Below are 24,621 nucleotides of genomic sequence, written 5' to 3' on the forward strand. Positions count from 1 at the left end.
TCCCGTTTTCTGGAGATCTGCATGCACGACGAACGCCGCCGGATCGAGGAGCGCGTCGAGCGCGTCCACACCCAGCGCATCAAGCCCGCGATCTACGCGGCCACCGTCCCCTTCGCGGTCGAGGCCTGGCAGGCGCCGGGAGAGCCGGTCCCCTTCGAGGAGGCCGCCGCCGCGCCCTACGAGCCCTTCGCGATGGACACCCCCTGGGGTCCGCCGTGGGGCACGACCTGGTTCCGGATGCGCGGGCAGGTGCCCGCCGAGTGGGCGGGAAGGCGCGTCGAGGCCGTCATCGACCTCGGCTTCGTGGGCGACTGGCCGGGCAACCAGGCCGAGGCGCTGGTCCACCTCACGGACGGGACACCGCTCAAGGCGGTCAACCCGCTCAACCAGTACGTGCCGATCGCCAACCCGGCGACGGGCGGCGAGACGATCGACTACCTGGTCGAGGCCGCCTCCAACCCGGACATCCTCGCCGACAACTTCTCGAAGACCACCCAGCTCGGTGACGTCCTGACCGCCGGCGACAAGCCGCTGTACACCTTCCGGTGCGCCGACATCGCCGTCCTGGACGAGGAGGTCTGGCACCTCGACCTGGACCTTCAGGTACTGCGCGAACTCATGGTCCACCTCCCCGAGCACGAGCCGCGCCGCCACGAGATCATGCACGCCCTGGACCGGGCCATGGACACCCTCGACCTGGACGACGTCCCCGGCAGCGCCGCCGCCGTCCGCGAGGTGCTCGCCCCCGTCCTCGCCAAGCCCGCCCACGCCAGCGCCCACACCGTCTCCGGTGTCGGCCACGCGCACATCGACTCCGCCTGGCTGTGGCCGATCCGCGAGACCAAGCGCAAGACGTCCCGCACCTTCTCCAACGTGACGTCCCTGGCCGACGAGTACGAGGACTTCATCTTCGCCTGCTCGCAGGCCCAGCAGTACGAGTGGGTGCGCGACAACTACCCGAAGGTGTGGGCCCGCATCCAGGACTCGGTCAAGAAGGGCCAGTGGGCGCCGGTCGGCGGCATGTGGGTCGAGGCCGACGGCAACCTGCCCGGCGGCGAGGCCATGGCCCGCCAGCTCATCCACGGCAAGCGGTTCTTCATCGAGCACTTCGGCGTCGAGACCAAGGGCGTCTGGCTGCCCGACTCCTTCGGCTACACCGCCGCCTACCCGCAGCTCGCCAAGCTCGCCGGCAACGACTGGTTCCTCACGCAGAAGATCTCCTGGAACCAGACCAACAAGTTCCCCCACCACACCTTCTGGTGGGAGGGCATCGACGGCACCCGCATCTTCACGCACTTCCCGCCCGTCGACACCTACAACGCCCGCTTCAGCGGCGAGGAGATGGACCGCGCCGTCCGCAACTACTCGGAGAAGGGCGGCGGTTCACGCTCGCTGGCCCCCTTCGGCTGGGGCGACGGCGGTGGCGGCCCCACCCGCGAGATCATGGAACGGGCGCGCAGGCTCGCGGACCTGGAGGGTTCACCGAAGGTCGTCGTGGAACACCCCGACGACTTCTTCAAGGCCGCCAGGGACGAGTACCCGGACGCCCCCGTCTGGAACGGCGAGCTCTACCTGGAGCTGCACCGCGCCACCTACACCTCCCAGGCCCGCACCAAGCAGGGCAACCGGCGCTCCGAACACAAGCTCCGCGAGGCCGAGTTGTGGGCGACGACGGCCGCGCTGCACGCGCCCGCCTACGCGTACCCGTACGAGAAGCTCGACCGGCTGTGGAAGACCGTCCTGCTGCACCAGTTCCACGACATCCTGCCCGGGTCGTCGATCGCCTGGGTGCACCGCGAGGCGGAGGCCGAATACGCCCGGGTGGCCGAGGAGTTGGAGGCACTGACCGCCGAGGCGGTCGCCGCGCTGGGCGCCGGAGGCCCCCGCGTGCTCAACACCAGCCCGTACGACCGCTCCGACGTGGTCCGCACGGCCGACGGCGCACCGGCGTACGTGGAGGTGCCCGCGAGCGGCAGCGCGCCGCTCACCGACGCCCAGCCCCCGCAGCCGGTGAAGGCCGCGGGGCGGATCCTCGACAACGGTCTGGTCCGGGTCGAGGTCGCGGCGGACGGCACCCTGTCGTCCGTACGCGATCTGCGGGCCGGCCGCGAAGTCCTCGCCGACCGGGGCAACCTGCTCCGCCTGCACACCGACCTCCCGAACTACTGGGACGCCTGGGACATCGACAAGCACTACAAGAACCGCTACACCGACCTGCTGGAGACGGACTCGGTGGCCGTCGTCGAGGAGGACCCCCTGCTCGGCGCGATCCGCGTGACGCGCTCCTTCGGCAAGGGCTCGACGATCACCCAGACCATCACGGTCCGCGCCGGCAGTCCCCGGATCGACTTCGACACCGAGATCGACTGGCACGAGGCCGAGAAGATCCTCAAGGCCGGCTTCCCGGTGGACGTCCGGGCGGCGCACTCCTCCGCGGAGATCCAGTTCGGCCACATCCAGCGACCCACCCACACCAACACCACCTGGGAGGCGGCCCGCTTCGAGGTCTCCGGCCACCGCTGGGTGCACATCGGCGAGCCCGGCTACGGCGTCGCGGTCATCAACGACTCGACGTACGGCCACGACGTCACCCGCACGGTCCGCGAGGACGGCGGTACGACCACCACGGTCGCCCTCAGCCTGGTGCGCGCCCCGCGCATCCCGGACCCCGAGGCCGACCAGGGGCTGCACCGGTTCAGGTACTCCCTGCTCCCCGGCGCGAGCATCGAGGACGCGGTCGCCGAGGGCTACGCCCTGAACCTGCCGCTGCGGGTGGCGGACACGGCGGGCGCCGCCGAGCCGGTCGTCTCCGTGGACGGGGAGGGCGTGACCGTCGAGGCGGTCAAGCTCGCCGACGACGAGTCCGGCGACGTGGTCGTCCGCCTCTACGAGTCCCGCGGCGGACGCGGCCGGGGCGTGCTGCGCACCGGGTTCCCGCTGGCCGGCGCCCAGGTCACCGACCTGCTGGAACGCCCGCTGGAGACCGCTGACGTCGCCGCCGACGGCACGGTCGCGGTGACGCTGCGCCCCTTCCAGGTGCTGACGCTCCGTCTGGCACGCGGCACCACCAGCCGGTAGCACCACCAGCCGGCAGCACCGGCATCCGGGGCGGGCGCGCCCACCGCGCCCGCCCCCTCGGTCCCCCGACTTTTCCCCGAGTGGCTTGTCCTGTAGAGGAGTTCAGCCGTGCCCATGCAGCAGTGGTTCACCGACGCCAAGTTGGGGATCTTCGTCCACTGGGGGATCTACGCCGTCGACGGCGTCCAGGAATCCTGGTCGTTCTACGACGACATCGTCCCGCACGACCAGTACATGTCCCAGCTCGACCGCTTCACCGGCGCCCAGTACGACCCCAAGGCCTGGGCCGACCTGTTCGCCCGGGCCGGCGCCCGGTACGCCGTCCTCACCAGCCGCCACCACGACGGCGTCGCCCTGTGGGACACCGCGTACGGCGACCTCAACCTGGGCCGCGACTACATCGGCCCCTACGCCGACGCCCTGCGCGAGAAGGACCTCAAGGTCGGCCTGTACTACTCGCACTCCGACTGGAACCACCCCGACTACGCCTCCACCCGCAAGCCGGGCCGCCCGCCGGAGCAGGAGGACAACCGCTACTCCGAGGTCGCGGCCGAGTTCGAGGACCTGGCTGCCTGGGAGCGCTTCATCGCCTATCGCGACGGCCAGATCCGCGAACTGGCCTCCCGCTACCGGCCCGACCTGATGTGGTTCGACGGCGAGTGGGACCGCAGCGAGGAGCAGTGGCGCATCCCCGAACTCGCCGCGCTCATCCGCTCCCACTCGCCCGACGTCGTCTTCAACGCCCGCATGCTCAGCGAGGGCGACTACGCCACCCCCGAACAGGGCGCTCCCATCGAACCCCCGGACGGGCCCTGGGAGTTGTGCCTGACGATCAACGACTCGTGGGGCTACCAGCACCACGACCACAACCACAAGTCGCTCAGCCAGCTGATCCGCTACTTCACCGAGACCATCGGCGGAGGCGGCAACCTGCTCCTCGACGTCGGCCCGACGGAGGACGGCACCATCCCCGAGCCACAGGTCGAGCGCCTCGAAGGCCTGGGGGAGTGGATCCGCAGGCACTCCGCGGCCGTGTACGGGACGGTGCGCGGGCTGCCGGCCGGCCACCACTACGGCCCCAGCACCCTCTCCGCCGACCGCCGCACCCTCTACCTCACCCTGTACGACATCCCGCGCGCCGAGATCGGCGTACGCGGCCTCGTCACGCCGGTCCGCAGGGTCACCGTCCTCGGCACCGGCACCGAACTCGCCCACCGTGTCGTCGGCGGACTCCACGAGGCCGTCGGTGTGCTGTGGATCGACCCGCCGACCGCGGCCGACCTCGACCCGCACGCCACGGTGCTCGCGGTCGAACTGGACGGAGAGCTGGAGCTGTACCGGGGGTCGGGCCGCTTCTGAACCGAGAGCCACCCGGCCTCGGCGAATTGGCCCATGATGTACGACAGCCCGGTGTGGCGGGAGGCGCTCGACGCCCGCGGCTGACCTGCCGCGGGCCCCGGCGCCTCGACGGTGCCGGGGCCACGCGCCACGGCCTAGAGAGGCAGGGCGCTCGCCGCCGTCGGCCTGACCGACGAGTCGACGTGAGCCGGTTCCATCGGCGCCCGCTCCACCGTCGGAGACAACGACTGCTGCGGAATCGACACCCCGCGCAACGGCCGAGGCCCCGACACCACCGTGTAGTCCTGCCCCAGGAACGGCGGAGCCATCTCCCCCGGATCCTCGCCGAGCGCCAACTGCACTGCGGCCCATGGGACGTTGACGCCACAGAGGGACAGCTGGTGCAACCCGCCCGCCGGGCGGGTGTTGACGTCCATCAGGACCGGCGTGTCGCCGAACATCCGGAACTGGATGTTGGACAGGTAGTGCAGCCCGAAGCCCTCCGCGATCCGTCGCGCCGGCTCGAGCCACTGCTCGGCGAGCGTGAATCCGCGACGACGGCCGTTCTTGGTGCGGCCGATGGACAACCGGATCCGGTTGTCGGGTCCGGTGAGGCAGTCGACCGACACCTCCGGCTGCTCCAGGCGCGGCATGACCAGCCAGTCCACCGGCTCGTCGGACTGCTTCAGCGCTTCCAGCACCAGGTCGAGCGGGACGTACGGGCTCGGGAAGCCGTTGAGCTGCGTGAGGGAGAAGGGGGTGCGCGTGATGACCCGGAAGCCCACCCCGCCCGCGCCGGACGCGGGCTTGAAGCACGCCTTGTGCCCGCCGGCCTCCAACTCCTCGACGGCCGCGACGAGTTCGTCCGCCGACCGGGCTCGCCACCACGGCGGCACCGGGACCCCGATCGCCTCGACGGCTTCGTAGGCGATCACCTTGTCGTGGAAGACGGCCACGGCCTCCGGCGGCGGGGCGAGCAGCGCCGTCCCGGCCGCCTCGAAGTCGGCGCGGTGCGCCACGATCGCCGACTGGTGCAGCCGGGGCACGAACACGTCGATGCCGCGTCGCACGCACTGGTCCAGGGCGTACTCCACGTACCCGGCCGGGGACAGACCGTCCGGCTCCAGGTCGGCGGTGTCGGCGGCGGCCAGGACGGGGGAGTCGGCGTCACCGTGGGTCGCATGGATCTCGACGGCCCGGTCGCTGGGATTTCTCCGCAGCTGATCCATGAAGAACACGTTCTCCGCGTACGTGCGGTTGAGCCAGACGCGTACGCGAGAGACCATGCAGGCCGCCTTTCAAGGTTCGCGGGCAGGGCGGAGCACGCCCGTGCCCGGGCAGGGTGATCGGAGGTACACCAAACCGCCCCCGTGCGAAGGGACGTTGTGGCGGTGGTGTTGGGGCGATCATACGGCTTCCGAAGGGGCACGCGTGCAACGTGCGTGTTACGGATTGGCCGATCATGTGGACACTGATCATGCCGGGCGGGTAACACCGCTGGTCCAAGGCGTGCGGAAGGCCGCGGCACGAGACGCGGCCTTCGGACACGAGGACCGCGGCCGCGCGGGTGGACCACGGACCGGCGCGCCGCCGGACGGCCGACCGGACCCGCCGACCGGCCGACCGGAGCCGCCCTTGTCGTCGGACCCGCGGATATGTTCTCGTGGTCACATTCGCGAGCCCCAAGGAGGCGAGAGGTGACGTCGACGGTCGGCGGTACCGGACAGCTGCTGGCCATCAGTGACCTGCACATCGGCTACCAGGAGAACCGCGAACTGGTCGAACGGATGCGGCCGGAGACCGACGACGACTGGCTGCTGGTGGCCGGCGACGTCGCGGAGACCGTGGCCGACATCCGCTGGGCGCTGAAGACGCTCGCGGGCCGCTTCCGCAAGGTCGTCTGGGCGCCGGGCAACCACGAACTGTGGACCCACCCCAAGGACACCGTCACGCTGCGTGGTGTCGCTCGCTACGACCACCTCGTCGACGTCTGCCGGGAACTCGACGTGACGACACCCGAGGACCCCTACCCCATCTGGAACGGCCCCGGTGGCCCGGTCGCGGTGGCCCCGCTCTTCCTGCTGTACGACTACAGCTTCCTGCCGGCCGGCTGCTCGACCAAGGACGAGGGACTCGAGTACGCGCACGGCACCGGGATCGTCTGCACCGACGAGGCCCTCCTGCACCCCGACCCCTACCCGAGCCGCGAGGCCTGGTGCCGGGCCCGGGTCGACGAGACCGAACGCAGGCTCGCCGCGCTGCCCGACCACCTGCCCACCATCCTCGTCAACCACTACCCGCTGGACCGGCACCCCACGGACGTCCTGTGGTACCCCGAGTTCGCCATGTGGTGCGGCACCCGGCTCACCGCCGACTGGCACCGCAGGTTCCGCGTCGAGACCATGGTCTACGGTCATCTGCACATCCCCCGCACCACCTGGCACGAGGGCGTCCGCTTCGAGGAGGTCTCGGTGGGCTACCCCCGCGAGTGGCGCAAGCGCACCGAACCACCGGGGCGGCTGCGGCGCATCGCTCCGAGGAAGGTCGGGGCGCTGTGATCGAGGAACTGCTGCCGGGCTCGGTGGTGACCGTGGAGGCGTACGGCCACGACGAGCCCGAGAACACGATGCTGTACCCCGAGGAAGAGGCCGTCGTGGCCCAGGCGGTCCGCAAGCGGCGCCGCGAGTTCGCCGTCGTGCGCTCCTGCGCCCGCCGAGCCATGGAGAAGCTCGGCGTGCCGCCCCATCCCGTCCTGCCCGGGGAGCGCGGCGCCCCGCAGTGGCCTGCCGGACTGACCGGCAGCATGACCCACTGCGACGGATACGGCGCCGCCGCCCTGGTCCGCGCCACCGACCTGGCCTCCCTCGGCATCGACGCCGAACCCGACGGGCCGCTCCCGGACGGCGTCCTGGACGCCGTCGCCCTGCCCGCCGAACGGACGCGCCTGCTCCGGCTCACCCACGACCACCCCGCCGCCCACTGGGACCGGCTCCTCTTCAGCGCCAAGGAGTCCGTCTACAAGGCGTGGTTCCCCCTCACCCAGCAGTGGCTCGACTTCTCCGAGGCCGACATCGAGATCGGCGTCGACCCGGGCGAGCCGCTGCGTGGCTCCTTCCGCGCCGAACTCCTCGTCCCCGGGCCGCTGGTGGGCGGCCGACGGCTCAGGTTCTTCGACGGCCGCTGGGCCGTCGGGGGCGGACTGGTGGCGACGGCCGTCACCGTGCCGCACGACTGACGGGCGGCACGACTGACGTGCGGCACGACGGGCTTCTTCGTGCGTTCCGGACCCGCGGCACCTACGGCTCCGGCGGGCACCAGGTGTGCAGCAGCCGGAAGAACGCCTCCTCGTTACCCGTCAGCCCCGCCTGAGCCAGGGCCTGTTCCGCCTCGGCGAGCACGGCCGGCGGAACGACGGGTGGTCGGCCGGCGTCCGGCGGGCCGGGCGCCACGTCGAAGGCCGCCCGCACCGTGTGCAGCAGCCGAAGATAGGCCTGGACGGCCGTGCGCTCGCGGTCGGTCAGTACGGCGGTGTGCATCGGGCGGCTCTCCCCAGGTCGACTGCATCGGTCACGCCGGACACGGCGGCGCACTTCCAGCTTGCCGCCCGCCACTGACAATCCGACCCCGCCGCACGCCGGTTCGCCCGCTTAGCGGAGGCGAAACCTCACCGAAATCCCCGGCGGGAATGCGCCTCTACGCTGAAGCGAAGGGCTTTCGGCCGCTCCCCGGCGGCCCGCGGAACAGGAGGCGAGTACGTGGTCGACGCCCCGCGACCGCGCCCGGCGCGCACCGTACGGCTGCGTCCCGTGGACGACGCGGAACTCCAGCTCCGGCACCGCGTCGTGCACGGCTACCGGCGCGCCTTCCGGATGGCCGGCGAAGGCCCGGTGCTGGTGCTCATCCACGGCATCGGGGACTCCTCCGCGACCTGGACCGAACTGATCCCCGATCTCGCCCGCACCCATACCGTCATCGCCCCCGACCTGCTCGGCCACGGCGCCTCCGACAAACCGCGCGCCGACTACTCGGTGGCCGCCTACGCCAACGGGGTGCGCGACCTGCTCACCGCCCTCGGCATCGAGTCCGCGACCCTGGTCGGACACTCGCTGGGCGGGGGAGTGGCCATGCAGTTCGCCTACCAGTTCCCCGAGCGCACCGAACGGCTCATCCTGGTCAGCGCGGGCGGAGTGGGCCGCGAGGTCAACCCCGTGCTGCGGCTGGTCTCGCTGCCCGGCGCCCATCTGATGCTGTCCACGCTGCGGCTGCCCGGGATGCGGCTCCAGGTCGGCCTCGCCGCCCGGCTGATGAGGCTTCTCGACACCGACCTCGGCCAGGACGCACCGGAGTTGCTCACCCTGGTGGACGCGCTGCCGGACGAGACCTCCCGCAACGCCTTCATCCGCACCCTGCGCGCGGTCGTCGACTGGCGCGGACAGGTCGTGACCATGCTGGACCGCTGCTACCTCACCGAGGGGATGCCGACCATGCTGCTCTGGGGCGACCGGGACAGCGTGGTGCCGGTGCGGCACGCGTTCGGGGCGCACGAGGCGATGCCGGGCAGCCGGCTGGAGATCTTCGAGGGCGCGGGCCACTTCCCGTTCCACAGCGACCCGGCCCGTTTCGTCGCCCTCGTCGAGGAGTTCACCACCGGTACGGATCCCGCCGACTGGAGCCGTGAGCACTGGCGCGACCTCCTGTGCGAGGGCCGCCCCACCGCCGCGGGCCACCCGGACGACACCCGTGATCGGTCGAGGGAACGCGACCTGCGGGAAGTGAGCGAACGCAGCGCGACCTGACCCGCACCGTTGGTGCGTCTCCCTGCCGATGCGCGCGGTTCTCCGCGGATCAGGACTCGGGCCGCTTGACGCTCTCCAAGAGCATGTCCAGCCACTCCGCGACCTTGTCGCGGTGCTGGTCGGTGGGCAGCTGGGCGGCCCGCCAGGCGATCCCGCGGACGCCGTGGTCCTGCAGCAGCCGCTCCAGCGGGTCGTCGAGCGCCGCGGCCGCCTCCCGTTCGGCGAGCTTCTGCAGCAGCTCCTGCTCGGTGCGCTGGAGGGCGCCCGCGAGCGCCTCGGGGTCCTCGGCCGTGAGGAAACCCGCGTGCACCCGGAAGAAGCGCTGGATGGCGTCGCAGTGCTCCATCGTGGGGCGCCGGTCACCGTTGATGAGCGCGCCGGCCTGCTGCCGGGACATCGCCGCGCCGTCGGCGATCTCCTGCTGGGTGTACTTGCGGCCGTTGGGCTTGAGCCGGGTGCGCCGCAGCAGGTCCAGGCGTTGCAGGAACCGGGCCTGCACATCGGGCTCACCGGCGGGCCGGCCGCCCAGCAGGGCCTTGACCACGGGTTCCGGAACACCGGAGGCGACGGACAGCCCGCGGGTGTCGAAGACCTCCGCATGCGGTACGCCGAGCCGGTCGGCCAGTGCGGCGACTCGGCCGACGACAGCCGACAGCACAGCCGACGCCACGTCGCCGGGACCCTCGAAGCCGACCGACACCGACAGATCTCCTAGGTCTCTCACAGGCTTCTCACAAGCGGATGCCGTGAACTTCCCGGAGAGTAGCCGGTTGTTCGAACTCACATCCAGGTCTCGCCACAACTGTGTCCAATTTCAGCCGTCAACAGGCATGAAATGCCACGATAGTTGACACCGCTCGCGTCGGGGAAGCAGGATCAAGGGCGCCGCGTGAAGGCCGCAGAGGCAAGAGGGGTGACCTCCCGATGGCATATCAGGCAGGTGGGCAGCGGTCCGTACCGCGACCCGTCCCCGAAGGGCCTGAGGCCCGGACGTATCTCCAGGACTACGCCACCCTCCTGGAAGCCGTCACATTCCCGTCCGTCGTCCTCGACCACCGCTGGGACGTCGTTCTCGCCAACACCGCTTTCGCGTCACTCTTCGGTGGCGTGGGTCCGCACCCGACGGCCATGCCGGGCGACAACTTCCTCAGATTCGTCCTCTTCCACCCCGACGCGAGCACCGTCCTCGCCGAGCACGAGTCGCGCTGGTGCCTGCCGACGCTGGCGCACTTCGCCGCCGCCGTGGAGCGGCACGGCCACGACCACGCCCTGCAGTCCATCCGCCGGGAGATTGCCCAGGACCCGATCATGGACGCCGCCTACCGGCACGGACTGCCGCACTGGATCCGCGCGGTCGGCGAGCAGGCCGTCGAGCACGACGGCGCGGTCCGCCCGCTGGTCCATCCGGACCCGCGCTGGGGCGCCACCGACTGCCGGATCGTCGACGAGACTCCGAAGGCCCTGAGGGACATGGGCTACACCCGGCTGACGCTGGTGCTGCGCCCCGCGCGCCGTCCGGCATCCGCGACGCGGCGGGCGGTGCGTCCGCGCCGTGCGGCGGGCCACCTCAGCGTGGTGCCCGCCCCCGAGGTCTGACAGGCACCGCCGGCGTTCAGGTCGCCGACGGTGCCTCGTCAGCAGGCCCCGGGCCCACCGGCCGCCAGCTCGTCCGTCGCCGTCGCGTGTCGTGTGAGGACGTTCCCTGAGAGGGAGACATGTGACATAGTACTGGCGTGAGCAAGCGACTGACCTGCGATGTCGTGGTCGTCGGCGCCGGAATGGTGGGCGCGGCCTGCGCCCTGTACGCGGCTCGTGCGGGCCTCGACGTCGTCCTGGTGGACCGCGGTCCGGTCGCCGGCGGTACGACCGGCGCGGGGGAGGGCAACCTCCTGGTCTCCGACAAGGAGCCCGGCCCCGAGCTGGACCTCGCCCTGCTGTCCGGCCGACTGTGGCACGAACTCGCCCAGGAACTGGGCAAGTTGGTCGAGTACGAGGCCAAGGGCGGAGTCGTGGTGGCCTCCTCGCCCGGTGGGCTGGCCGCGCTGGAACTGTTCGCCGCCGGGCAGCGCGCCGCCGGAGTCGTCGCCGAACCGGTCGCCGGCGACGCGCTGTACGCCCTCGAACCCCACCTGGCGCCCGGCCTGCCGGGCGCCGTCCACTACCCCCAGGACCGCCAGGTGATGCCCGCCCTGGCCGCCGCCCACCTGGCACGCGCGTCCGGCGCCCGCCTGTTCACCGGTCGGACCGTGACCCAGGTGCTGCGCACACCCGACGGAGCGGTACGCGGAGTGCGCACCGACGGAGGTGACATCCACGCCCCCGCGGTCGTCAACGCGGCCGGCACCTGGGGCGCCGAACTGGCCGCCCTCGCCGGGACCCACCTCCCCGTCCTCCCGCGCCGCGGCTTCGTCCTGGTCACCGAACCCCTGCCGCGCCTGGTCCGCCACAAGGTGTACGCCGCCGACTACGTGGCCGACGTGGCCAGCGACTCGGCGGCGCTGCAGACCTCCACGGTCGTCGAGGGCACCGCGGCCGGGCCCGTCCTGATCGGCGCGAGCCGCGAACGGGTCGGCTTCGACCGGACGTTCTCGCTGCCGGCCGTCCGGGCGCTGGCGGCGGGAGCCACCCGGCTGTTCCCTTTCCTCGCCGACGTCCGCGCGACGCGCGCCTACCTCGGCTTCCGCCCGTACATGCCCGACCACCTTCCCGCCGTCGGCCCCGACCCGCGCGTCCCCGGGCTCCACCACGCCTGCGGACACGAGGGCGCGGGCATCGGCCTGGCCACCGGTACCGGGCACCTCGTCGCCCAGGCACTGACCGGACGGCCTCCCGAGCTGGACCTGGCCCCCTTCCGTCCGGACCGTTTCACCGAGGAGGCCGCGTGAGCTCCCCCCTGGACCTGGCCCGCGCCCGGCCGGGCCCCGCCTTCACCGTCACCCTGGACGGCCGTGAGATCCAGGCGCTGCCCGGCCAGACCGTCGCCGCCGCGCTCTGGGCCGCGGGCGTCACCTCCTGGCGTACCACCCGGGGCGGGGCCCGCCCGCGAGGGATCTTCTGCGGCATCGGCGTCTGCTTCGACTGCCTGGTGACGGTCAACGACCGCCCGAACAGGCGCGCCTGTCTGGTGCCATTGCACCCGGGTGACGCGATCCGCACCCAGGAAGGGACCGGGCACGATGACTGAGCGACCGTCTCTCGCGGTGATCGGCGCCGGCCCCGCGGGACTCGCCGCCACCGTCGCCGCGGCGGCCCTGGGAGTCCGGGTCACGCTTCTCGACTCCGCGGCGGAGGCGGGCGGGCAGTTCTACCGGCAGCCCGCCTCCGCACTGCGGGCCGGCCGTCCGCAGGCCCTGCACCATCAGTGGCGGACGTGGGAAGGGCTGCGGGGCGGGCTGGACGCACAGGTGGCAGCGGGCACCGTCCGGCACCTGGCGGACCATCATGTCTGGCTGGTCGAGCGGCGGACCTCCCCGGGCGCCGAGGGGTTCACCGCGCACGCCCTCCTCGGACCCGGGCAGGAGGAGCCCGTGGAGGTACGCGCCGACGCCGTCCTCCTGGCGACCGGCGGCTACGAGAAGGTGCTGCCCTTTCCCGGCTGGACCCTCCCCGGTGTCGTCGCCGCGGGCGGCGCCCAGGCCATGCTCAAGGGCGCCCTCGCGGTGTCCGGACGCACCGCCGTCGTCGCCGGGACCGGACCGCTGCTGCTGCCCGTGGCGACCGTGCTCGCCGCGGCCGGGGTCCGGGTGGCCGCGCTCGTCGAGTCCGCCGACCCGAAGGCGTTCGTACGGCACTCCCGCGCCCTCGCGGCGCAGCCCGGCAAGGCCGCCGAAGGCGCCCGGTACGCGGCCGGGCTGCTCCGGCACCGGGTGCGCTCCCTCGTCCACCACACCGTCGTGGAGGCGCACGGCACCGAGCGGCTGGAGGCGGTCACGGTCGCCGCGCTCGACTCCACGGGACGGGTGCGGCCCGGCACCGGACGCCGCATCCCCTGCGACACCCTCGCGGTGGGCCACGGCATGCTCCCGCACACCGACCTCGCCGAGACCCTCGGCTGCCGTCTCGACGGGCTGAAGGTGCTGGTCGACGAGGAGCAGCGCACCGACGTTCCCGGCGTGTGGGCGGCGGGCGAGACCACCGGCATCGGCGGCGCGGCTCTCTCCCTCGCCGAGGGACACATCGCCGGCCGCTCCGCCGCCGCCCGCCTGCACGGCACCGCACCCGACCCGCGCGCGTGGACCGCGGCCGCGAAGTCCCGTGCCCGGCTACGGGAGTTCGCCGCCGCCCTGGACGACGTGTACGCGCCGCCCGCCCACTGGGCCGACCAGGTCACCGACGACACCGTCGTCTGCCGCTGCGAGGAGGTCACCGGCGGCGCGGTCCGCGAGGCCGTGACCGAACTGGGCGCCGGCGACCTGCGGACCGTGAAGCTGCTGACGCGGGCCGGGATGGGCTGGTGCCAGGGCCGGGTGTGCGGGCCCGCGGTCGCGGGACTCGCGGGATGCGCGCTCACCCCGTCCCGGCGGCCGTTCGCCCTCCCGGTGCCCCTGGGTGTGCTGGCCCACGCCGGGGAGTCCGAGAACGACGATCAGTAAAATGTCACACTCTACGGAGAGGGAACCCCAGATGACCGCCACCGACCTCCGCCCCTGGCGCGGCGTCCTCGTCGCCACCGCACTCCCGCTGCGCGACGACCTCTCCGTCGACCACGACGCGTACGCCGAGCACTGCGCGTGGCTGATCGAGAGCGGCTGCGACGGGGTCGTACCGAACGGCTCGCTCGGTGAGTACCAGGTACTCACCCCCGAGGAGCGGGCCAGGGTCGTCGAGACGGCGGTGGCGGCCGTCGGCGGCGCACGTGTGATGCCCGGCGTCGCCGCCTACGGCTCCGCCGAGGCCCGTCGCTGGGCCGAACAGGCCCGCGACGCGGGCTGCCGGTCCGTGATGCTGCTGCCACCCAACGCCTACCGTGCCGACGAGCGGTCGGTGCTGGCGCACTACGCGGCGGTCGCCGAGGCCGGCGTGCCGATCGTGGCGTACAACAACCCCATCGACACCAAGGTGGACCTCGTGCCGGAACTGCTCGCCCGCCTGCACGGCGAGGGGTACATCCACGCGGTCAAGGAGTTCTCGGGGGACGTCCGCCGCGCCTACCGGCTGGCTGAACTCGCCCCGGAACTGGACCTGTTGATCGGCGCCGACGACGTCCTGCTGGAGCTCGCCATCGCGGGCGCCAAGGGCTGGGTGGCCGGCTACCCGAACGCGCTGCCCGCGGCGAGCGTGGAGTTGTACCGCGCGGCCACCGAGGGCGACCTGGGCACGGCCAAGAAGCTGTACGAGCAGCTGCATCCCCTTCTCCGCTGGGACTCCCAGGTCGAGTTCGTGCAGGCCATCAAGTTGTCCATGGACATCGTGGGCCGATACGGCGGCCCTGTGCGCCCGCCCCGCGTCCCGCTGTCGCCGGACCAGGAGGGCGTCGTCCGCGCCGCCACCGAGAAGGCCGTCGCCGCCGGACTGACCTGAGCCCGCCCGCGCCGGACCGACCTGAGCCGGCAGCTTGCCGCCGGACCGACCTGAGCCGGCAGCTTGCCGCCGGACCGACCTGGAGCCCTCGCCCGCGTCATCCCGGACCACCAGGAGCGTCATGCGCAGCAAACTCGTCCTGCACGCCGTCGACTCGCACACCGAGGGCATGCCCACCCGGGTCGTCACCGGCGGCATCGGCACGATCCCCGGCGCGACCATGAACGAGCGGCGGCTCCACTTCCGTAAGCATCGCGACGACATCAAGCAACTCCTGATGAACGAGCCGCGCGGGCACTCGGCGATGAGCGGCGCCATCCTCCAGCCGTCCACCCGCCCCGACTGCGACTGGGGCGTCGTCTACATCGAGGTCTCCGGCTATCTGCCGATGTGCGGGCACGGCACCATCGGGGTGGCGACCGTGCTGGTGGAGTCCGGGATGGTCGAGGTCGTCGAGCCGGTCACCACGATCCGGCTGGACACCCCGGCCGGGCTGGTCGTCGCCGAGGTCGCGGTGGAGGACGGCGCCGCCACGGCGGTCACCCTCACCAACGTCCCCTCCTTCTCCGTCGCCCTCGACCGCAGGATCGCACTGCCCGACGGACGCACAGTGACATACGACATGGCATATGGCGGCAACTTCTACGCCATCCTGCCGCTCGACCAGTTCCACCTGCCCTTCGACCGGGCCCGCAAGGACGACATCCTCCAGGCCGGCCTGTCCCTCATGGCGGCGATCAACACCGAGGAGGAGCCCGTCCACCCGGAGGACCCCACCATCCGCGGCTGCCACCACGTCCACCTGATCGCCCCAGGCGCCACCGCCCGCCACTCGCGGCACGCGATGGCGATCCACCCGGGCTGGTTCGACCGCTCGCCCTGCGGCACGGGCACCAGCGCACGCATGGCGCAGCTGCACGCGCGCGGGGAACTGCCCCTGCACACCGAGTTCGTGAACGAGTCGTTCATCGGCACGCGGTTCACCGGCCGGCTCCTCGGCACCACCGAGGTGGCCGGCCGCCCCGCGGTCCTGCCCAGCTTCACGGGCCGCGCCTGGATCACCGGCACCGCCCAGTACCTGCTCGACCCGACCGACCCGTTCCCGGCGGGGTTCGTCCTGTAGACCTCGGCGACAATGACGAGTACCGCATGACATTGCACAGCAAGGAGACCTCCCATGGCCGCTGAGCGCACCAGCGCCCCCACCGCGGCTGCCCCGGCCCTGCCTTCCCTGGGCGGCAAGAAGCACAGCTACCGGGAGCGGGTCGCCGACGCCCTGCGGGCCGCGCTGATCGCCGGCGAACTGCGGCCGGGTGAGGTGTACTCCGCGCCGACGCTCGCCGCCCGCTTCGGTGTCTCGGCGACGCCGGTGCGCGAGGCCATGCTGGACCTGGCCAAGGAGGGGCTGGTCGACACCGTCCCCAACAAGGGGTTCCGGGTCACCGCGGTCTCCGAGAAGCAGCTCGACGAGTACACCCACATCCGCGCGCTCGTCGAGATCCCCACCGTGGTGGCCCTGGCCATGACGGCCGAGCCGGTCTCGCTGGAGGCGCTGCGCCCCGCGGCCCGGGAGATCGTGCAGGCCGCCGTGGCCGGCGACCTCATCGCGTACGTCGAGGCCGACACCCGTTTCCACCTCGGTCTGCTCGCCCTCGCCGGCAACGCGCACCTCGTCGAGGTCGTCGGCGACCTCCGCAAGCGGTCCCGGCTCTACGGCCTCACCGCCCTCCTGGAAGCGGGGCGACTGCTGGCATCCGCCGAGGAGCATCTGGAACTCCTCGACGCGCTGACGGCCCGGGACCAGAACGCGGTGCGTGAGGTGATGACCCGTCACCTCGGCCATGTACGCGGTCTGTGGGCGGCCGGGCGACCCGCTGCTCAGTGAGGTGGAGGCAGGTCCTTCCCCGCGGTCTCGGCCGCCACGGGCGCCCCGCGCTTCGCCGCCTGGATCTGCTCGTACACATGGGTCCGCAGTTCGGCGAAGCGTGGATCCACCCGGGTGTGCAACTGGTCGCGCTCGTCCGGCAGATCGACCTTGAGCTGTTCCCGCACGACCGTGGGCGAGGCGGACAGCACGACCACCCGCTCGCCCAGGTAGACGGCCTCGTCGATGTCGTGGGTGACGAACAGGATCGTGATGCCGCGCTCCCGCCACAGCCGCCGTACCAGGTCCTCCAGATCGGCGCGGGTCTGGGCGTCCACCGCCGCGAACGGCTCGTCCATCAGCAGCACCCGAGGCTCGTACGCCAGCGCCCGGGCAATGGCGACCCGTTGCTGCATGCCGCCCGAAAGCTGCCAGGGGTATGCCCCGGCGGCGTCCGCGAGACCCACCGAGTGCAGTGCGTCCGCCACCAGCTCCCGGCGTTGCGCCTTGCTCAAGTCCTTCTGTTTCAGCGGTAGTTCGACGTTCTGGCCGACCCGCATCCAGGGGAACAGACTGCGGCCGTACTCCTGGAAGACGAAGGCCATCCCGGGTGGCGGCCCGGTCACCTCGCGCCCCTCCAGGAGAACCTGGCCCGCCGTCGGCGCGAGCAGGCCGCCCATGCACTTCAGCAGGGTCGTCTTGCCGCAGCCCGACGGGCCGACGAGACAGACGAGTTCGCCCGCGTCGACGGTGAAGGTGAGATCGCGCACCGCCTCCACCCGCCGCCCGGATCCCTCGTAGACCTTCTTCAGGCCGCGTACGTCGAGCATGCCCTGCCCTTTCCAAGAGGTCACCGGGACCGCCGGGTGGAGTCACGCAGACCGTGGTACCAGCCGAGCGCCCGCCGCTCGACCAGTTGGAACAGCACCGACAGGAGAAAGCCCAGCAGGCCCAGCACCAGGATCCCGGTCCACATGTCGGGGATCGCGAAACCGCGCTGGAACTGGACGACGGTGAAGCCGAGCCCGCTGCTGGCCGCGAACATCTCGCTGATGACCATGAGGATGATGCCGATGGACAGTGCCTGGCGCAGACCCGCGAAGATCTGCGGGCTCGCCGAGCGCAGCACCACGTGCCTGAGGCGCGCCGCGCCCGTGATGCCGTACGAGCGGGCCGTCTCCGCCATCACGGAGTCCACCGCCCGTACCCCCTCGACGGTGTTGAGCAGGACCGGCCACACACAGCCGCTCGCGATCACCACGACCTTCATCGTGTCGCCGATGCCCGCGAACAGCATGATCACCGGGATCAGCACCGGCGGCGGCACCGCCCGCAGGAACTCCAGGACCGGTTCGCACACCGCCCGCACCCGCCGGTAGGAGCCGATGACCGTGCCGAGCGCGACACCGGCCACGGCCGCCGTCGCGTAACCCCCCGCCAGCCTGAGCACGCTGGGCAGCGCGTCCGTGCGCAGTCGCTCGGCCGTCCAGACGTGCGGGAAGGTCTTCAGGATCGTGCGCAGCGGCGGCCAGTACACGTCGGTGCTGCTGTCGGACGCCGCCCACCACACGGCGAGCAGGACGGCGGGCAGGGCGACCGTGAACGCCAGGCGCAGCAGGAAACGCCTCACACCGCCACCTCCCCGCGCACCGACTGGTGCCAGGCCAGGGCCCGCCGCTCCACGGACCTCGCACCCACGTTGATCATCAGCCCCAGCAGTCCGGTCACCACGATCAACGCGTACATGTCGGGCACCGCCTGGGAGTTCTGTGCGATCGCGATCCGGGCACCCAACCCCGGTGACCCGATGACGAGTTCGGCGGTGATGGTCAGGATCAGGGCGACCGCCGCCGCCAGCCTGAGGCCCGTCATGACGTAGGGGAGTGCCGTCGGCCAGAGCACGTACCGGATCCGCGCCCAGGGGCCCAGACCGTACGACCGTGCCGTCTCGTCGGCGACCGGGTCGACGTCCTGGACGCCGTACAGGGTCTGGATCAACACCTGCCAGAACGAGGCGTACACCACCAGCAGGAGCACCGAGCGCAGTTCGTTCCCGTACAGCAGGACCGCCAGCGGGATCAGCGCGACCGACGGAATCGGGCGCAGGAACTCGATCGTCGAGGCGGACGCCTCCCGCAGATACGGCACGACGGAGATCACGACGCCCGCGACGATCCCCGCGCAGGCCGCGATGGCCAGGCCCACCGCCCAGCCGGTGAGTGTGTCGCCGAGCGCCGTCCAGAAGGCCGCGTCGGAGAGTTCGTCGCCGAGGGCGCCGGCGATACGGCTGGTGGGCGGGAAGTAGGCCTCTTTGACCAGGCCGATCCGCGGTGCCGCCTCGCCCAGTGCGAGGAAGGCCGCGAGTCCGGCCGTACCGAGTGCGCTGTTCGCACCCTTCACGGCAGCAGCTTGTCCAGGTCCGGCGCCGACTTGAGGAGGCCGTCCTCCTGGCCCAGCTTCGCCAGCGCCTCGATGGACGCGCGGTTGGGCTCGGCCGGCCACTTCGGCAGCGTCACCTGCTCCAGTACCGCGGCCGGGATCTTCGTGTACGTCGTGACGATCGCGCGGACCTCGTCCGGATGCGCGTCGGCGTAGGCGAGGGACTCCGCGGTGGCCTCCTGGAACTTCTTCACGACGTCCGGGTTCTTCTGAAGGTACTGCTGCGAGGTGAAGTACAGGGCGACCGTGAGGTCCGGGGCGACGTCGATCAGGGGCGAGGCGATCTCCACGCCGCCCTGGCTGCGGACGGTGGCGGCCGCCGGTTCGACCACACTCACGGCGTCCACCTGCCCTTGGTCGAGGGCCGCCGGCATCTGGTCGAAGGCGAGCTCGACGAACTTCACCTTGTCGGGATCGCCGCCCGCGGTGCGCACCGCCGCGCGCACCGCGGTCTCGTTGATGTTCTTGAGGGTGTTGATGGCGACCTTCTTGCCCTCGAGCTCCTTCGGCGACTTGATGGCGCTGCCCTTCTTCACCATGAGGGCGTTGAAGTCCTTGCCCCGTAAGCCGGTTGACGCGATGCCGTTGGCGACCGCCTTGACGGGCACGTTGTTGGACCGGGCGACCATCAGGGACGTCACGTTGCTGAAGCCGAACTGGAACTGGCCGCTGACGACACCGGGGACGATCGCCGCGCCGCCCTGCGCGGTCGAGATGGCCAGCTTCAGGCCGTGTTTCTCGTAGAAGCCCTTCTTCTGGCCGAGATAGACGGGAGCCACATCCACGATGGGGATGAGTCCCAGCTCGACCGTGGTGGTCCCGCCGGACGAGGCGGCCTTGCCCGACGGATCGGAGTCGTCGGACGAACCACAGGCCGCCGTGGAGAGAAGGAAGGTCCCGACCGCGAGACCGGCGAACAGACGACGCATGGCTCCTCCTGTACAGACAACGGTGTTCCGACAGGTTGTGCGCACACCGCACAGTAGTGCTCACAGGGTGTGCAGGGAACCTAGAGCCGGCTGTCCGGCACGGTCAATGGGCATGGCTGACAGGGTTGTTGACAGTCGGTCGGCGGCTCGACCGCCTCGGCGGACGACCCGCGGGTCACAGGTCCAGCTGTCACAGGTCGAGCACGAGCCGCTTCCCCCGGCAGCGGGACACGCAGATGAGCATGGTCTCGCCGGCTTCCCGTTCCTCGTCGCTGAGCACCGAGTCCCGGTGGTCCGGGGTGCCTTCGAGGACGTCCGTCTCGCAGGTTCCGCACGTTCCCTCGGTGCAGGAGAACAGCACCTCGACGCCGGCCGAGCGCACGGCGTCCAGTACCGACACGTCCGCCGGGACGCTGAGCGTACGGCCGCTGCGGGCCAGCTCGACCTCGAACTCGGTGTTCCCGCCGAGTACTTGGGCCTTCTGCTGGAAGCGTTCGACGTGCAGCGCCGAGGCCGGGCACCGCTCCTCCACCGCGGCCAACAGCGCCTCGGGGCCACAGCAGTAGACGAGGGTGCCCTCGGGCAGGTCGTCGAGCACCGAGGCGAGGTCGAGCAGTCCCGACTCGTCCTGAGGGGCGATCGTGACGCGGTCGCCGTACCGGCCCAACTCCTCGGTGAACGCCATGGACCGGCTCGTCCGGCCGCCGTAGAGCAGGCTCCACTCGGCGCCCGCCGCCTCGGCCACGGCCAGCATCGGCAGGATGGGGGTGATGCCGATGCCGCCCGCGACGAAGCGGTAGGACGGCGCGGGCCGCAGTGCGAAGTGGTTGCGCGGACCGCGCACCCGGACCTTGTCGCCGAGCACCAACTGCTCGTGGACGTACGAGGATCCACCGCGGCCGTTCGGCTCGCGCAGCACCGCGACCCGCCAGGCCGCCCGGTCCGCGGGATCACCGCAGAGCGAGTACTGCCGCTCCAGGTCCGGGCCGAGGACCACGTCGACATGGGCGCCCGGCTCCCAGTTCGGAAGTTCCTCGCCCAGCGGGTGCCGCAGGGTCAGGGCGAGCACGCCGTCGGCGGCGAACTCCCTGCTCTCGACGACGAGTTCGGCTTCGTACACGCTCATGAGTCGTTTCCTCGTACCTGGTGGCCTTCCGGGTGGCCGAGCATCCACTCCCACATCTCGACCGGGTCCTGGGCGGTGTGCTCGGCCCCGCAGTGGCAGGTGCCGTGCAGAACGTCGGTGCCCGGAAGCCAGTCGATGCGGTAGACCTCGCGCGGCCCTGTCGACGACAGCCTGCTCACAGGACCTTCTCCACGGGCTTGTCGCCCTCCTCGACCAGCCGGGCGAGGATGCGGCGGGCGGCCAGGCCACCGGTGTCGATGTTGATGCTCAGCTCCTGGTAGCCGGTGCGTTCCGAACCGAGCGTGCGCTGAAGGAGGTTGAGCGCGTCGACGTCCTGCATGACCACCGTGTGGTTGTTGCCCCGCAGGAACTCGGTGACCTCCTCGTCGTCGGTCGCCCAGTCCCGCGAGACCATCCAGAAGTCGTACACCTTGCCGTCGGCGGACGGCGTGATGGCGTACGTGATCTCGGTGTGGAAGCCGTTCGGGTCGCTGCCGTCCGCCTCCGGGACCACACCGACCGGCGCGATCCGGCTGTGCAGCAGATACAGGCAGGGCGCGTGGTACTCGATGTCCTGCCACCGGGTGATCCGGCCCTCGATCCCCGTCGAGCGGGCGTAGAACGGCGGGCACTCGGCGTCGTCCATGTGCCGGCTCACCCGCACGATCCCCGCGCCCTCGTCCACCTCGGTGGTGATCGGCGTCTCCGCGACCTCGGGGGTGCCGATGTAACCACCGTGCAGATAGGTCTCGTGGGACAGGTCGAGGAGGTTGTCGACGAGGAGCCCGTAGTCGGCGTCGATGGGCTCCATGCCCCGGACGGTCGTCCAGCCGGGGGAGTCGAGGTGGCGGGCCCGCGGAATGGTCTGCGGGTCGGCGAGCGCCGGGTCGCCGATCCACACCCACACCAGGGAGTCCTGCTCGACGACCGGGTAGGAGGTGACCCGGGCGGTGCGCGGGATCCGCTTCTGCCCCGGCACGTACACGCACGCGCCGGTGGTGTCGTACGTGAAGCCGTGGTAGCCGCACACGATCCGGTCGCCGTCCAGCCGGCTCTCGGACAGCGGGTAGCGGCGGTGCACACAGCGGTCGTGCAGGACGACGGGAGTCCCGTCCTCCTCGGTCCGGTAGAACACCAGCGGCTCACCCAGAATCGTCCGACCGAGCAGTTCCTCGCGCCCGACCTCGTGACTGTAGGCGGCTACGTACCACTGGTTCCTGGCGAAGGCGGTGGTGTGCGGCATGGGTGCGGCTCCCGTCTCTGGTGGTGCTGGCATCGTCGAGGAGGGCGTCACAGGGCCGCAATGCCTCTTCCGTCTCGCGGAAGGGGTTCGGAGGACCCGCTGGTCGGCAGGCCGTGTCCGGGTTCTGGTGGGGGTGCGTTCACTGAGAGGCCGTCAGGGACTCCCGCATCGCGTGCGCCGTGGTGGTCGCGTCGTAGCCCTCGGGGACGCCGGGGACCAGGATGATGTCGCCGACGATGTGGCGCGAGCGCAGCGGTGCGATCTCCTGGTAGGCGGGCGAGTCCCACCAGGAGCGCGCCTCGGCGATCGAGGGGAAGCCGATAATGACGACGTGCCCGGGCCAGCTGCCCTCCTTCGCCTCGTGCTGGGCGCCGTGCACGAGGAAGCGGCCGCCGTAGGGGGTGAGGGTCACGGTGATGCGCTCGATGTACTCGGCGATCTCCGGATGCGGAGCGGCCTCCTGGAGATGGGCGATCGCGTAGGCGGACATGGTGTCCTTCCTTCGGGGCGGGGTCTGTACGCCGACGATCGTGACACCCGGACCACCACGGGTCGATGACCTCACAGGTAAGCGGCCCCGCCGCCGCGTGCTACTTCTGCGCGGCGGCTGCCGTACGGGTCGGCTTGCCCAGGGCCCAGAAGAGGACGCCGAGGAGCATGAAGGCGGCGAGCGGGACGGCCTCGGTCAGCAGGTACTCCCAGCGCTCGCCGTGACTCCAGCCGTCCGGCGCGTAGTCGGAGCCGAACCAGTGGTCGCCGAGCCCGGGAGCGACCAGCTGCACGCTGGCGAACAGGACGAGCACGGTGAGCACCGTGCTGATGGTGCGGGGGAAGGGCGCCCGGTAGGGCCGGGGGACGTCCGGGGCCTTGCGGCGCAGTACCGCGAGCGCCGGGAAGATGCCCAGGTAGCTGACGAGGGTGGTGGAGACGGCGAGCCCGAGGACCGCGCCGAAGAGCTTGGCGGCGCTGCCGTCGGTCAGTTCGTGGGCCAGGACCAGGACGAGGGTGGAGACCACCCCGCTGAGGATGTTGACCCGTACCGGGGTGCCGAACCGGCTGGAGATGACGCCCAGGAAGCGGGGCGCGGCACCGTCGTAGCCGGAGACGGCGAGGGCGCGGTCGGAACCCATGACCCAGGTGACGCCGGAGGACAGCACCGTGAGGATGAACAGGATCGCGGCGAGGTCGCCGAGCAGGCTGCCGGCGCCGCCGAGCGTGGCGGTGCCGTCGGCGGCGACATGGCCGCCGTACACGGTGAAGACCTGTCGGATCGCGTCGATGAAGCCGCCGAGGCCGGTGATGGCCTTGACCGGCAGGACGAGCAGGATGCCGAGGATCGGCAGGGCGTAGAGCAGTACGGCGAGGGCCGCGCTGCGGAAGATGGCGAAGGGCACGTCCTTCTGGGCGTCGGTCATCTCGTCGCCGGCGGTGTTGGGCAGCTCGAAACCGACGTAGTTGAACATCAGGACGGGCACCAGGCCGACGAATCCCACATAGGTGGGGGAGAAGTCGCCGAGCCCGAATCCGTGCAGGCCGTGCCGGATGCCGTAGATCACGACGGTGAGGGTGAACAGGCCGAGAAGGAGGAAGCGGCTCCAGGCGCCGATGGTGGGGATCCACTTGCCGACGTCGAAGGAGAGGATCGCGGCGAGCACGCCCACCCAGACGAAGACGAGGGTGAAGACGTAGAAGGCCGGAGTGCTCAGGTCCTTCCCGCCGTTGAAGAAGGTGGTGTAGGCGGTGACGGCGGAGACCGAGAGGGTGCCGCCGAGCCACACCGGATTGGTGATCCAGTACAGGAAGTTGTTGACGGCGCCGGCGAGCCGTCCGAAGGCCCGGCTGGTCCAGATGTAGGGGCCGCCCTCGTCGGGGAACGCGGCCCCGAGTTCGGCGGTCAGCAGCGCGGAGGGCACGAAGAAGACGACGGCCAGCACGATGAGCCAGGTGAACGCCTCGGCACCGGACGAGGCCACGGTGCCGATGGTGTCCACGCCGACGATGGTGCAGAGGAGGAAGAACAGGATGTCGAAGCGGCCGAAGTGCTTGCGCAGTTTCTGCCGCTCCGCCTGTGCTGCTGCCGGCGTGCCGGCCGACTCGAACGCTATCTGGCCAGCGGTCACCGAGTTGCTCCTGGTGCTCGTGGTACGGGCGGGATCCGGCCCATAATCCGCTGATGCCGTAAAAGCGCACAAGTGTTCATGTACAAGTCTTGACCATCACTTCTCCGCCTGATCGGGCGGCTGACGAGGCTCTGAAGCCCCGTCCTCGATTTCGCTACATCTTCCGAA

24 protein-coding genes are annotated in these 24,621 nt (G+C 71.3%); 12 read left to right on the forward strand and 12 right to left on the reverse strand.

Annotation, left to right across the window (positions count from 1 at the left end; genetic code table 11):
* Positions 1 to 21: 21 nt before the first annotated feature.
* Both OHA64_RS40055 and OHA64_RS40060 read left to right on the forward strand, forming a co-directional pair.
* Positions 22 to 3,078 carry an alpha-mannosidase gene (locus tag OHA64_RS40055; RefSeq protein ID WP_405621889.1) on the forward strand — a complete coding sequence of 1,019 codons (3,057 nt, stop codon included), beginning with the start codon at positions 22 to 24 and terminating at the stop codon, positions 3,076 to 3,078.
* A 108-nt stretch (positions 3,079 to 3,186) separates the two neighbouring features.
* Positions 3,187 to 4,437 (forward strand): alpha-L-fucosidase, encoded by a 1,251-nt coding sequence (locus OHA64_RS40060; RefSeq protein ID WP_405621891.1) that lies wholly within the window; start codon positions 3,187 to 3,189, stop codon positions 4,435 to 4,437.
* 134 nt (positions 4,438 to 4,571) lie between these two features.
* On the opposite strand, the gene OHA64_RS40065 is transcribed toward OHA64_RS40060, so the two are convergent.
* Positions 4,572 to 5,702 carry an ATP-grasp domain-containing protein gene (locus tag OHA64_RS40065; protein ID WP_405621893.1) on the reverse strand — a complete coding sequence of 377 codons (1,131 nt, stop codon included), beginning with the start codon at positions 5,700 to 5,702 and terminating at the stop codon, positions 4,572 to 4,574.
* Between the two features lie 411 nt (positions 5,703 to 6,113).
* On the opposite strand from OHA64_RS40065, the gene OHA64_RS40070 reads away from it, so the two are divergent.
* Both OHA64_RS40070 and OHA64_RS40075 read left to right on the forward strand, forming a co-directional pair.
* Entirely contained in the window at positions 6,114 to 6,974 is an 861-nt protein-coding gene (locus OHA64_RS40070) for a metallophosphoesterase family protein (protein ID WP_405621895.1), read from the forward strand.
* Positions 6,971 to 7,651 (forward strand): 4'-phosphopantetheinyl transferase, encoded by a 681-nt coding sequence (locus OHA64_RS40075; RefSeq protein WP_405621897.1) that lies wholly within the window; start codon positions 6,971 to 6,973, stop codon positions 7,649 to 7,651. Before OHA64_RS40070 ends, OHA64_RS40075 begins: the two co-directional genes overlap by 4 nt.
* A 61-nt stretch (positions 7,652 to 7,712) precedes the next feature.
* Here OHA64_RS40075 and OHA64_RS40080 read toward each other — a convergent pair whose 3' ends face one another.
* A complete protein-coding gene (locus OHA64_RS40080; RefSeq protein WP_405621899.1) occupies positions 7,713 to 7,952 on the reverse strand; it encodes a hypothetical protein in 240 nt (79 codons plus the stop codon).
* Between the two features lie 219 nt (positions 7,953 to 8,171).
* On the opposite strand from OHA64_RS40080, the gene OHA64_RS40085 reads away from it, so the two are divergent.
* On the forward strand, positions 8,172 to 9,212 hold the full coding sequence (locus OHA64_RS40085) for an alpha/beta fold hydrolase (RefSeq protein ID WP_405621901.1): 1,041 nt from the start codon (positions 8,172 to 8,174) through the stop codon (positions 9,210 to 9,212).
* A 49-nt stretch (positions 9,213 to 9,261) separates the two neighbouring features.
* On the opposite strand, the gene OHA64_RS40090 is transcribed toward OHA64_RS40085, so the two are convergent.
* On the reverse strand, positions 9,262 to 9,912 hold the full coding sequence (locus OHA64_RS40090; protein WP_405621903.1) for a helix-turn-helix domain-containing protein: 651 nt from the start codon (positions 9,910 to 9,912) through the stop codon (positions 9,262 to 9,264).
* Positions 9,913 to 10,136: 224 nt separating this feature from the next.
* Between OHA64_RS40090 and OHA64_RS40095 the strand changes: the two genes are divergently transcribed.
* The 7 genes from OHA64_RS40095 to OHA64_RS40125 all read left to right on the forward strand — a co-directional run bounded on the left by OHA64_RS40095 (position 10,137) and on the right by OHA64_RS40125 (position 16,617).
* Positions 10,137 to 10,808 (forward strand): hypothetical protein, encoded by a 672-nt coding sequence (locus OHA64_RS40095; RefSeq protein WP_405621905.1) that lies wholly within the window; start codon positions 10,137 to 10,139, stop codon positions 10,806 to 10,808.
* Positions 10,809 to 10,945: 137 nt separating this feature from the next.
* Positions 10,946 to 12,097 carry an NAD(P)/FAD-dependent oxidoreductase gene (locus OHA64_RS40100; protein ID WP_405621906.1) on the forward strand — a complete coding sequence of 384 codons (1,152 nt, stop codon included), beginning with the start codon at positions 10,946 to 10,948 and terminating at the stop codon, positions 12,095 to 12,097.
* The gene (locus OHA64_RS40105) at positions 12,094 to 12,396 is read left to right on the forward strand and encodes a (2Fe-2S)-binding protein (protein WP_405621908.1); all 303 of its coding nucleotides are present in this window, start codon (positions 12,094 to 12,096) and stop codon (positions 12,394 to 12,396) included. Before OHA64_RS40100 ends, OHA64_RS40105 begins: the two co-directional genes overlap by 4 nt.
* Positions 12,389 to 13,804, forward strand: coding sequence for an FAD-dependent oxidoreductase (locus OHA64_RS40110; protein WP_405621910.1), 1,416 nt, complete (start codon positions 12,389 to 12,391; stop codon positions 13,802 to 13,804). The genes OHA64_RS40105 and OHA64_RS40110 overlap by 8 nt, the downstream gene beginning before the upstream one ends.
* A gap of 31 nt (positions 13,805 to 13,835) precedes the next feature.
* Entirely contained in the window at positions 13,836 to 14,732 is an 897-nt protein-coding gene (locus OHA64_RS40115; RefSeq protein ID WP_405621912.1) for a dihydrodipicolinate synthase family protein, read from the forward strand.
* Positions 14,733 to 14,853: 121 nt separating this feature from the next.
* Positions 14,854 to 15,855 (forward strand): proline racemase family protein, encoded by a 1,002-nt coding sequence (locus tag OHA64_RS40120; RefSeq protein ID WP_405621914.1) that lies wholly within the window; start codon positions 14,854 to 14,856, stop codon positions 15,853 to 15,855.
* 54 nt (positions 15,856 to 15,909) lie between these two features.
* Entirely contained in the window at positions 15,910 to 16,617 is a 708-nt protein-coding gene (locus OHA64_RS40125) for a GntR family transcriptional regulator (protein WP_405621916.1), read from the forward strand.
* Here the strand turns inward: OHA64_RS40125 and OHA64_RS40130 are convergent.
* The 9 genes from OHA64_RS40130 to OHA64_RS40170 form a co-directional block, all read right to left on the reverse strand.
* Entirely contained in the window at positions 16,611 to 17,426 is an 816-nt protein-coding gene (locus tag OHA64_RS40130) for an ABC transporter ATP-binding protein (RefSeq protein ID WP_405621918.1), read from the reverse strand. The genes OHA64_RS40125 and OHA64_RS40130 overlap by 7 nt on opposite strands.
* A gap of 20 nt (positions 17,427 to 17,446) precedes the next feature.
* Positions 17,447 to 18,226 (reverse strand): ABC transporter permease, encoded by a 780-nt coding sequence (locus tag OHA64_RS40135; protein ID WP_405621920.1) that lies wholly within the window; start codon positions 18,224 to 18,226, stop codon positions 17,447 to 17,449.
* Entirely contained in the window at positions 18,223 to 18,996 is a 774-nt protein-coding gene (locus OHA64_RS40140; RefSeq protein ID WP_405621922.1) for an ABC transporter permease, read from the reverse strand. Before OHA64_RS40140 ends, OHA64_RS40135 begins: the two co-directional genes overlap by 4 nt.
* Positions 18,993 to 19,964 carry an ABC transporter substrate-binding protein gene (locus tag OHA64_RS40145; RefSeq protein ID WP_405621924.1) on the reverse strand — a complete coding sequence of 324 codons (972 nt, stop codon included), beginning with the start codon at positions 19,962 to 19,964 and terminating at the stop codon, positions 18,993 to 18,995. The genes OHA64_RS40140 and OHA64_RS40145 overlap by 4 nt, the downstream gene beginning before the upstream one ends.
* 190 nt (positions 19,965 to 20,154) lie before the next feature.
* Entirely contained in the window at positions 20,155 to 21,090 is a 936-nt protein-coding gene (locus OHA64_RS40150; protein WP_405621926.1) for a PDR/VanB family oxidoreductase, read from the reverse strand.
* On the reverse strand, positions 21,087 to 21,269 hold the full coding sequence (locus OHA64_RS40155; RefSeq protein ID WP_405621928.1) for a hypothetical protein: 183 nt from the start codon (positions 21,267 to 21,269) through the stop codon (positions 21,087 to 21,089). Before OHA64_RS40155 ends, OHA64_RS40150 begins: the two co-directional genes overlap by 4 nt.
* Positions 21,266 to 22,333, reverse strand: a complete 1,068-nt coding sequence (locus tag OHA64_RS40160; protein ID WP_405621930.1) for a Rieske 2Fe-2S domain-containing protein — start codon at positions 22,331 to 22,333, stop codon at positions 21,266 to 21,268. The genes OHA64_RS40155 and OHA64_RS40160 overlap by 4 nt, the downstream gene beginning before the upstream one ends.
* 139 nt (positions 22,334 to 22,472) lie before the next feature.
* Positions 22,473 to 22,823 (reverse strand): DUF1330 domain-containing protein, encoded by a 351-nt coding sequence (locus tag OHA64_RS40165; protein ID WP_405621932.1) that lies wholly within the window; start codon positions 22,821 to 22,823, stop codon positions 22,473 to 22,475.
* A gap of 100 nt (positions 22,824 to 22,923) precedes the next feature.
* Positions 22,924 to 24,453 (reverse strand): APC family permease, encoded by a 1,530-nt coding sequence (locus OHA64_RS40170; protein ID WP_405621934.1) that lies wholly within the window; start codon positions 24,451 to 24,453, stop codon positions 22,924 to 22,926.
* Between the last annotated feature and the right edge of the window lie 168 nt (positions 24,454 to 24,621).

Origin of the sequence: Streptomyces sp. NBC_00076, from assembly GCF_045041235.1 — a bacterium.
Taxonomy (GTDB): Bacteria; Actinomycetota; Actinomycetes; order Streptomycetales; family Streptomycetaceae; genus Streptomyces.

Excerpts from the sequence above, each read along its gene's own strand:
- OHA64_RS40115 (WP_405621912.1), top strand. The coding sequence starts at position 13,836 with ATGACCGCCACCGACCTCCGCCCCTGGCGCGGCGTCCTCGTCGCCACC.
- OHA64_RS40125 (WP_405621916.1), top strand. The coding sequence starts at position 15,910 with ATGGCCGCTGAGCGCACCAGCGCCCCCACCGCGGCTGCCCCGGCCCTG.
- OHA64_RS40120 (WP_405621914.1), top strand. The coding sequence starts at position 14,854 with ATGCGCAGCAAACTCGTCCTGCACGCCGTCGACTCGCACACCGAGGGC.
- OHA64_RS40055 (WP_405621889.1), top strand. The coding sequence starts at position 22 with ATGCACGACGAACGCCGCCGGATCGAGGAGCGCGTCGAGCGCGTCCAC.
- OHA64_RS40160 (WP_405621930.1), bottom strand. The coding sequence starts at position 22,333 with ATGCCGCACACCACCGCCTTCGCCAGGAACCAGTGGTACGTAGCCGCC.
- OHA64_RS40145 (WP_405621924.1), bottom strand. The coding sequence starts at position 19,964 with ATGCGTCGTCTGTTCGCCGGTCTCGCGGTCGGGACCTTCCTTCTCTCC.
- OHA64_RS40150 (WP_405621926.1), bottom strand. The coding sequence starts at position 21,090 with ATGAGCGTGTACGAAGCCGAACTCGTCGTCGAGAGCAGGGAGTTCGCC.
- OHA64_RS40080 (WP_405621899.1), bottom strand. The coding sequence starts at position 7,952 with ATGCACACCGCCGTACTGACCGACCGCGAGCGCACGGCCGTCCAGGCC.
- OHA64_RS40165 (WP_405621932.1), bottom strand. The coding sequence starts at position 22,823 with ATGTCCGCCTACGCGATCGCCCATCTCCAGGAGGCCGCTCCGCATCCG.
- OHA64_RS40110 (WP_405621910.1), top strand. The coding sequence starts at position 12,389 with ATGACTGAGCGACCGTCTCTCGCGGTGATCGGCGCCGGCCCCGCGGGA.
- OHA64_RS40065 (WP_405621893.1), bottom strand. The coding sequence starts at position 5,702 with ATGGTCTCTCGCGTACGCGTCTGGCTCAACCGCACGTACGCGGAGAAC.
- OHA64_RS40095 (WP_405621905.1), top strand. The coding sequence starts at position 10,137 with ATGGCATATCAGGCAGGTGGGCAGCGGTCCGTACCGCGACCCGTCCCC.
- OHA64_RS40130 (WP_405621918.1), bottom strand. The coding sequence starts at position 17,426 with ATGCTCGACGTACGCGGCCTGAAGAAGGTCTACGAGGGATCCGGGCGG.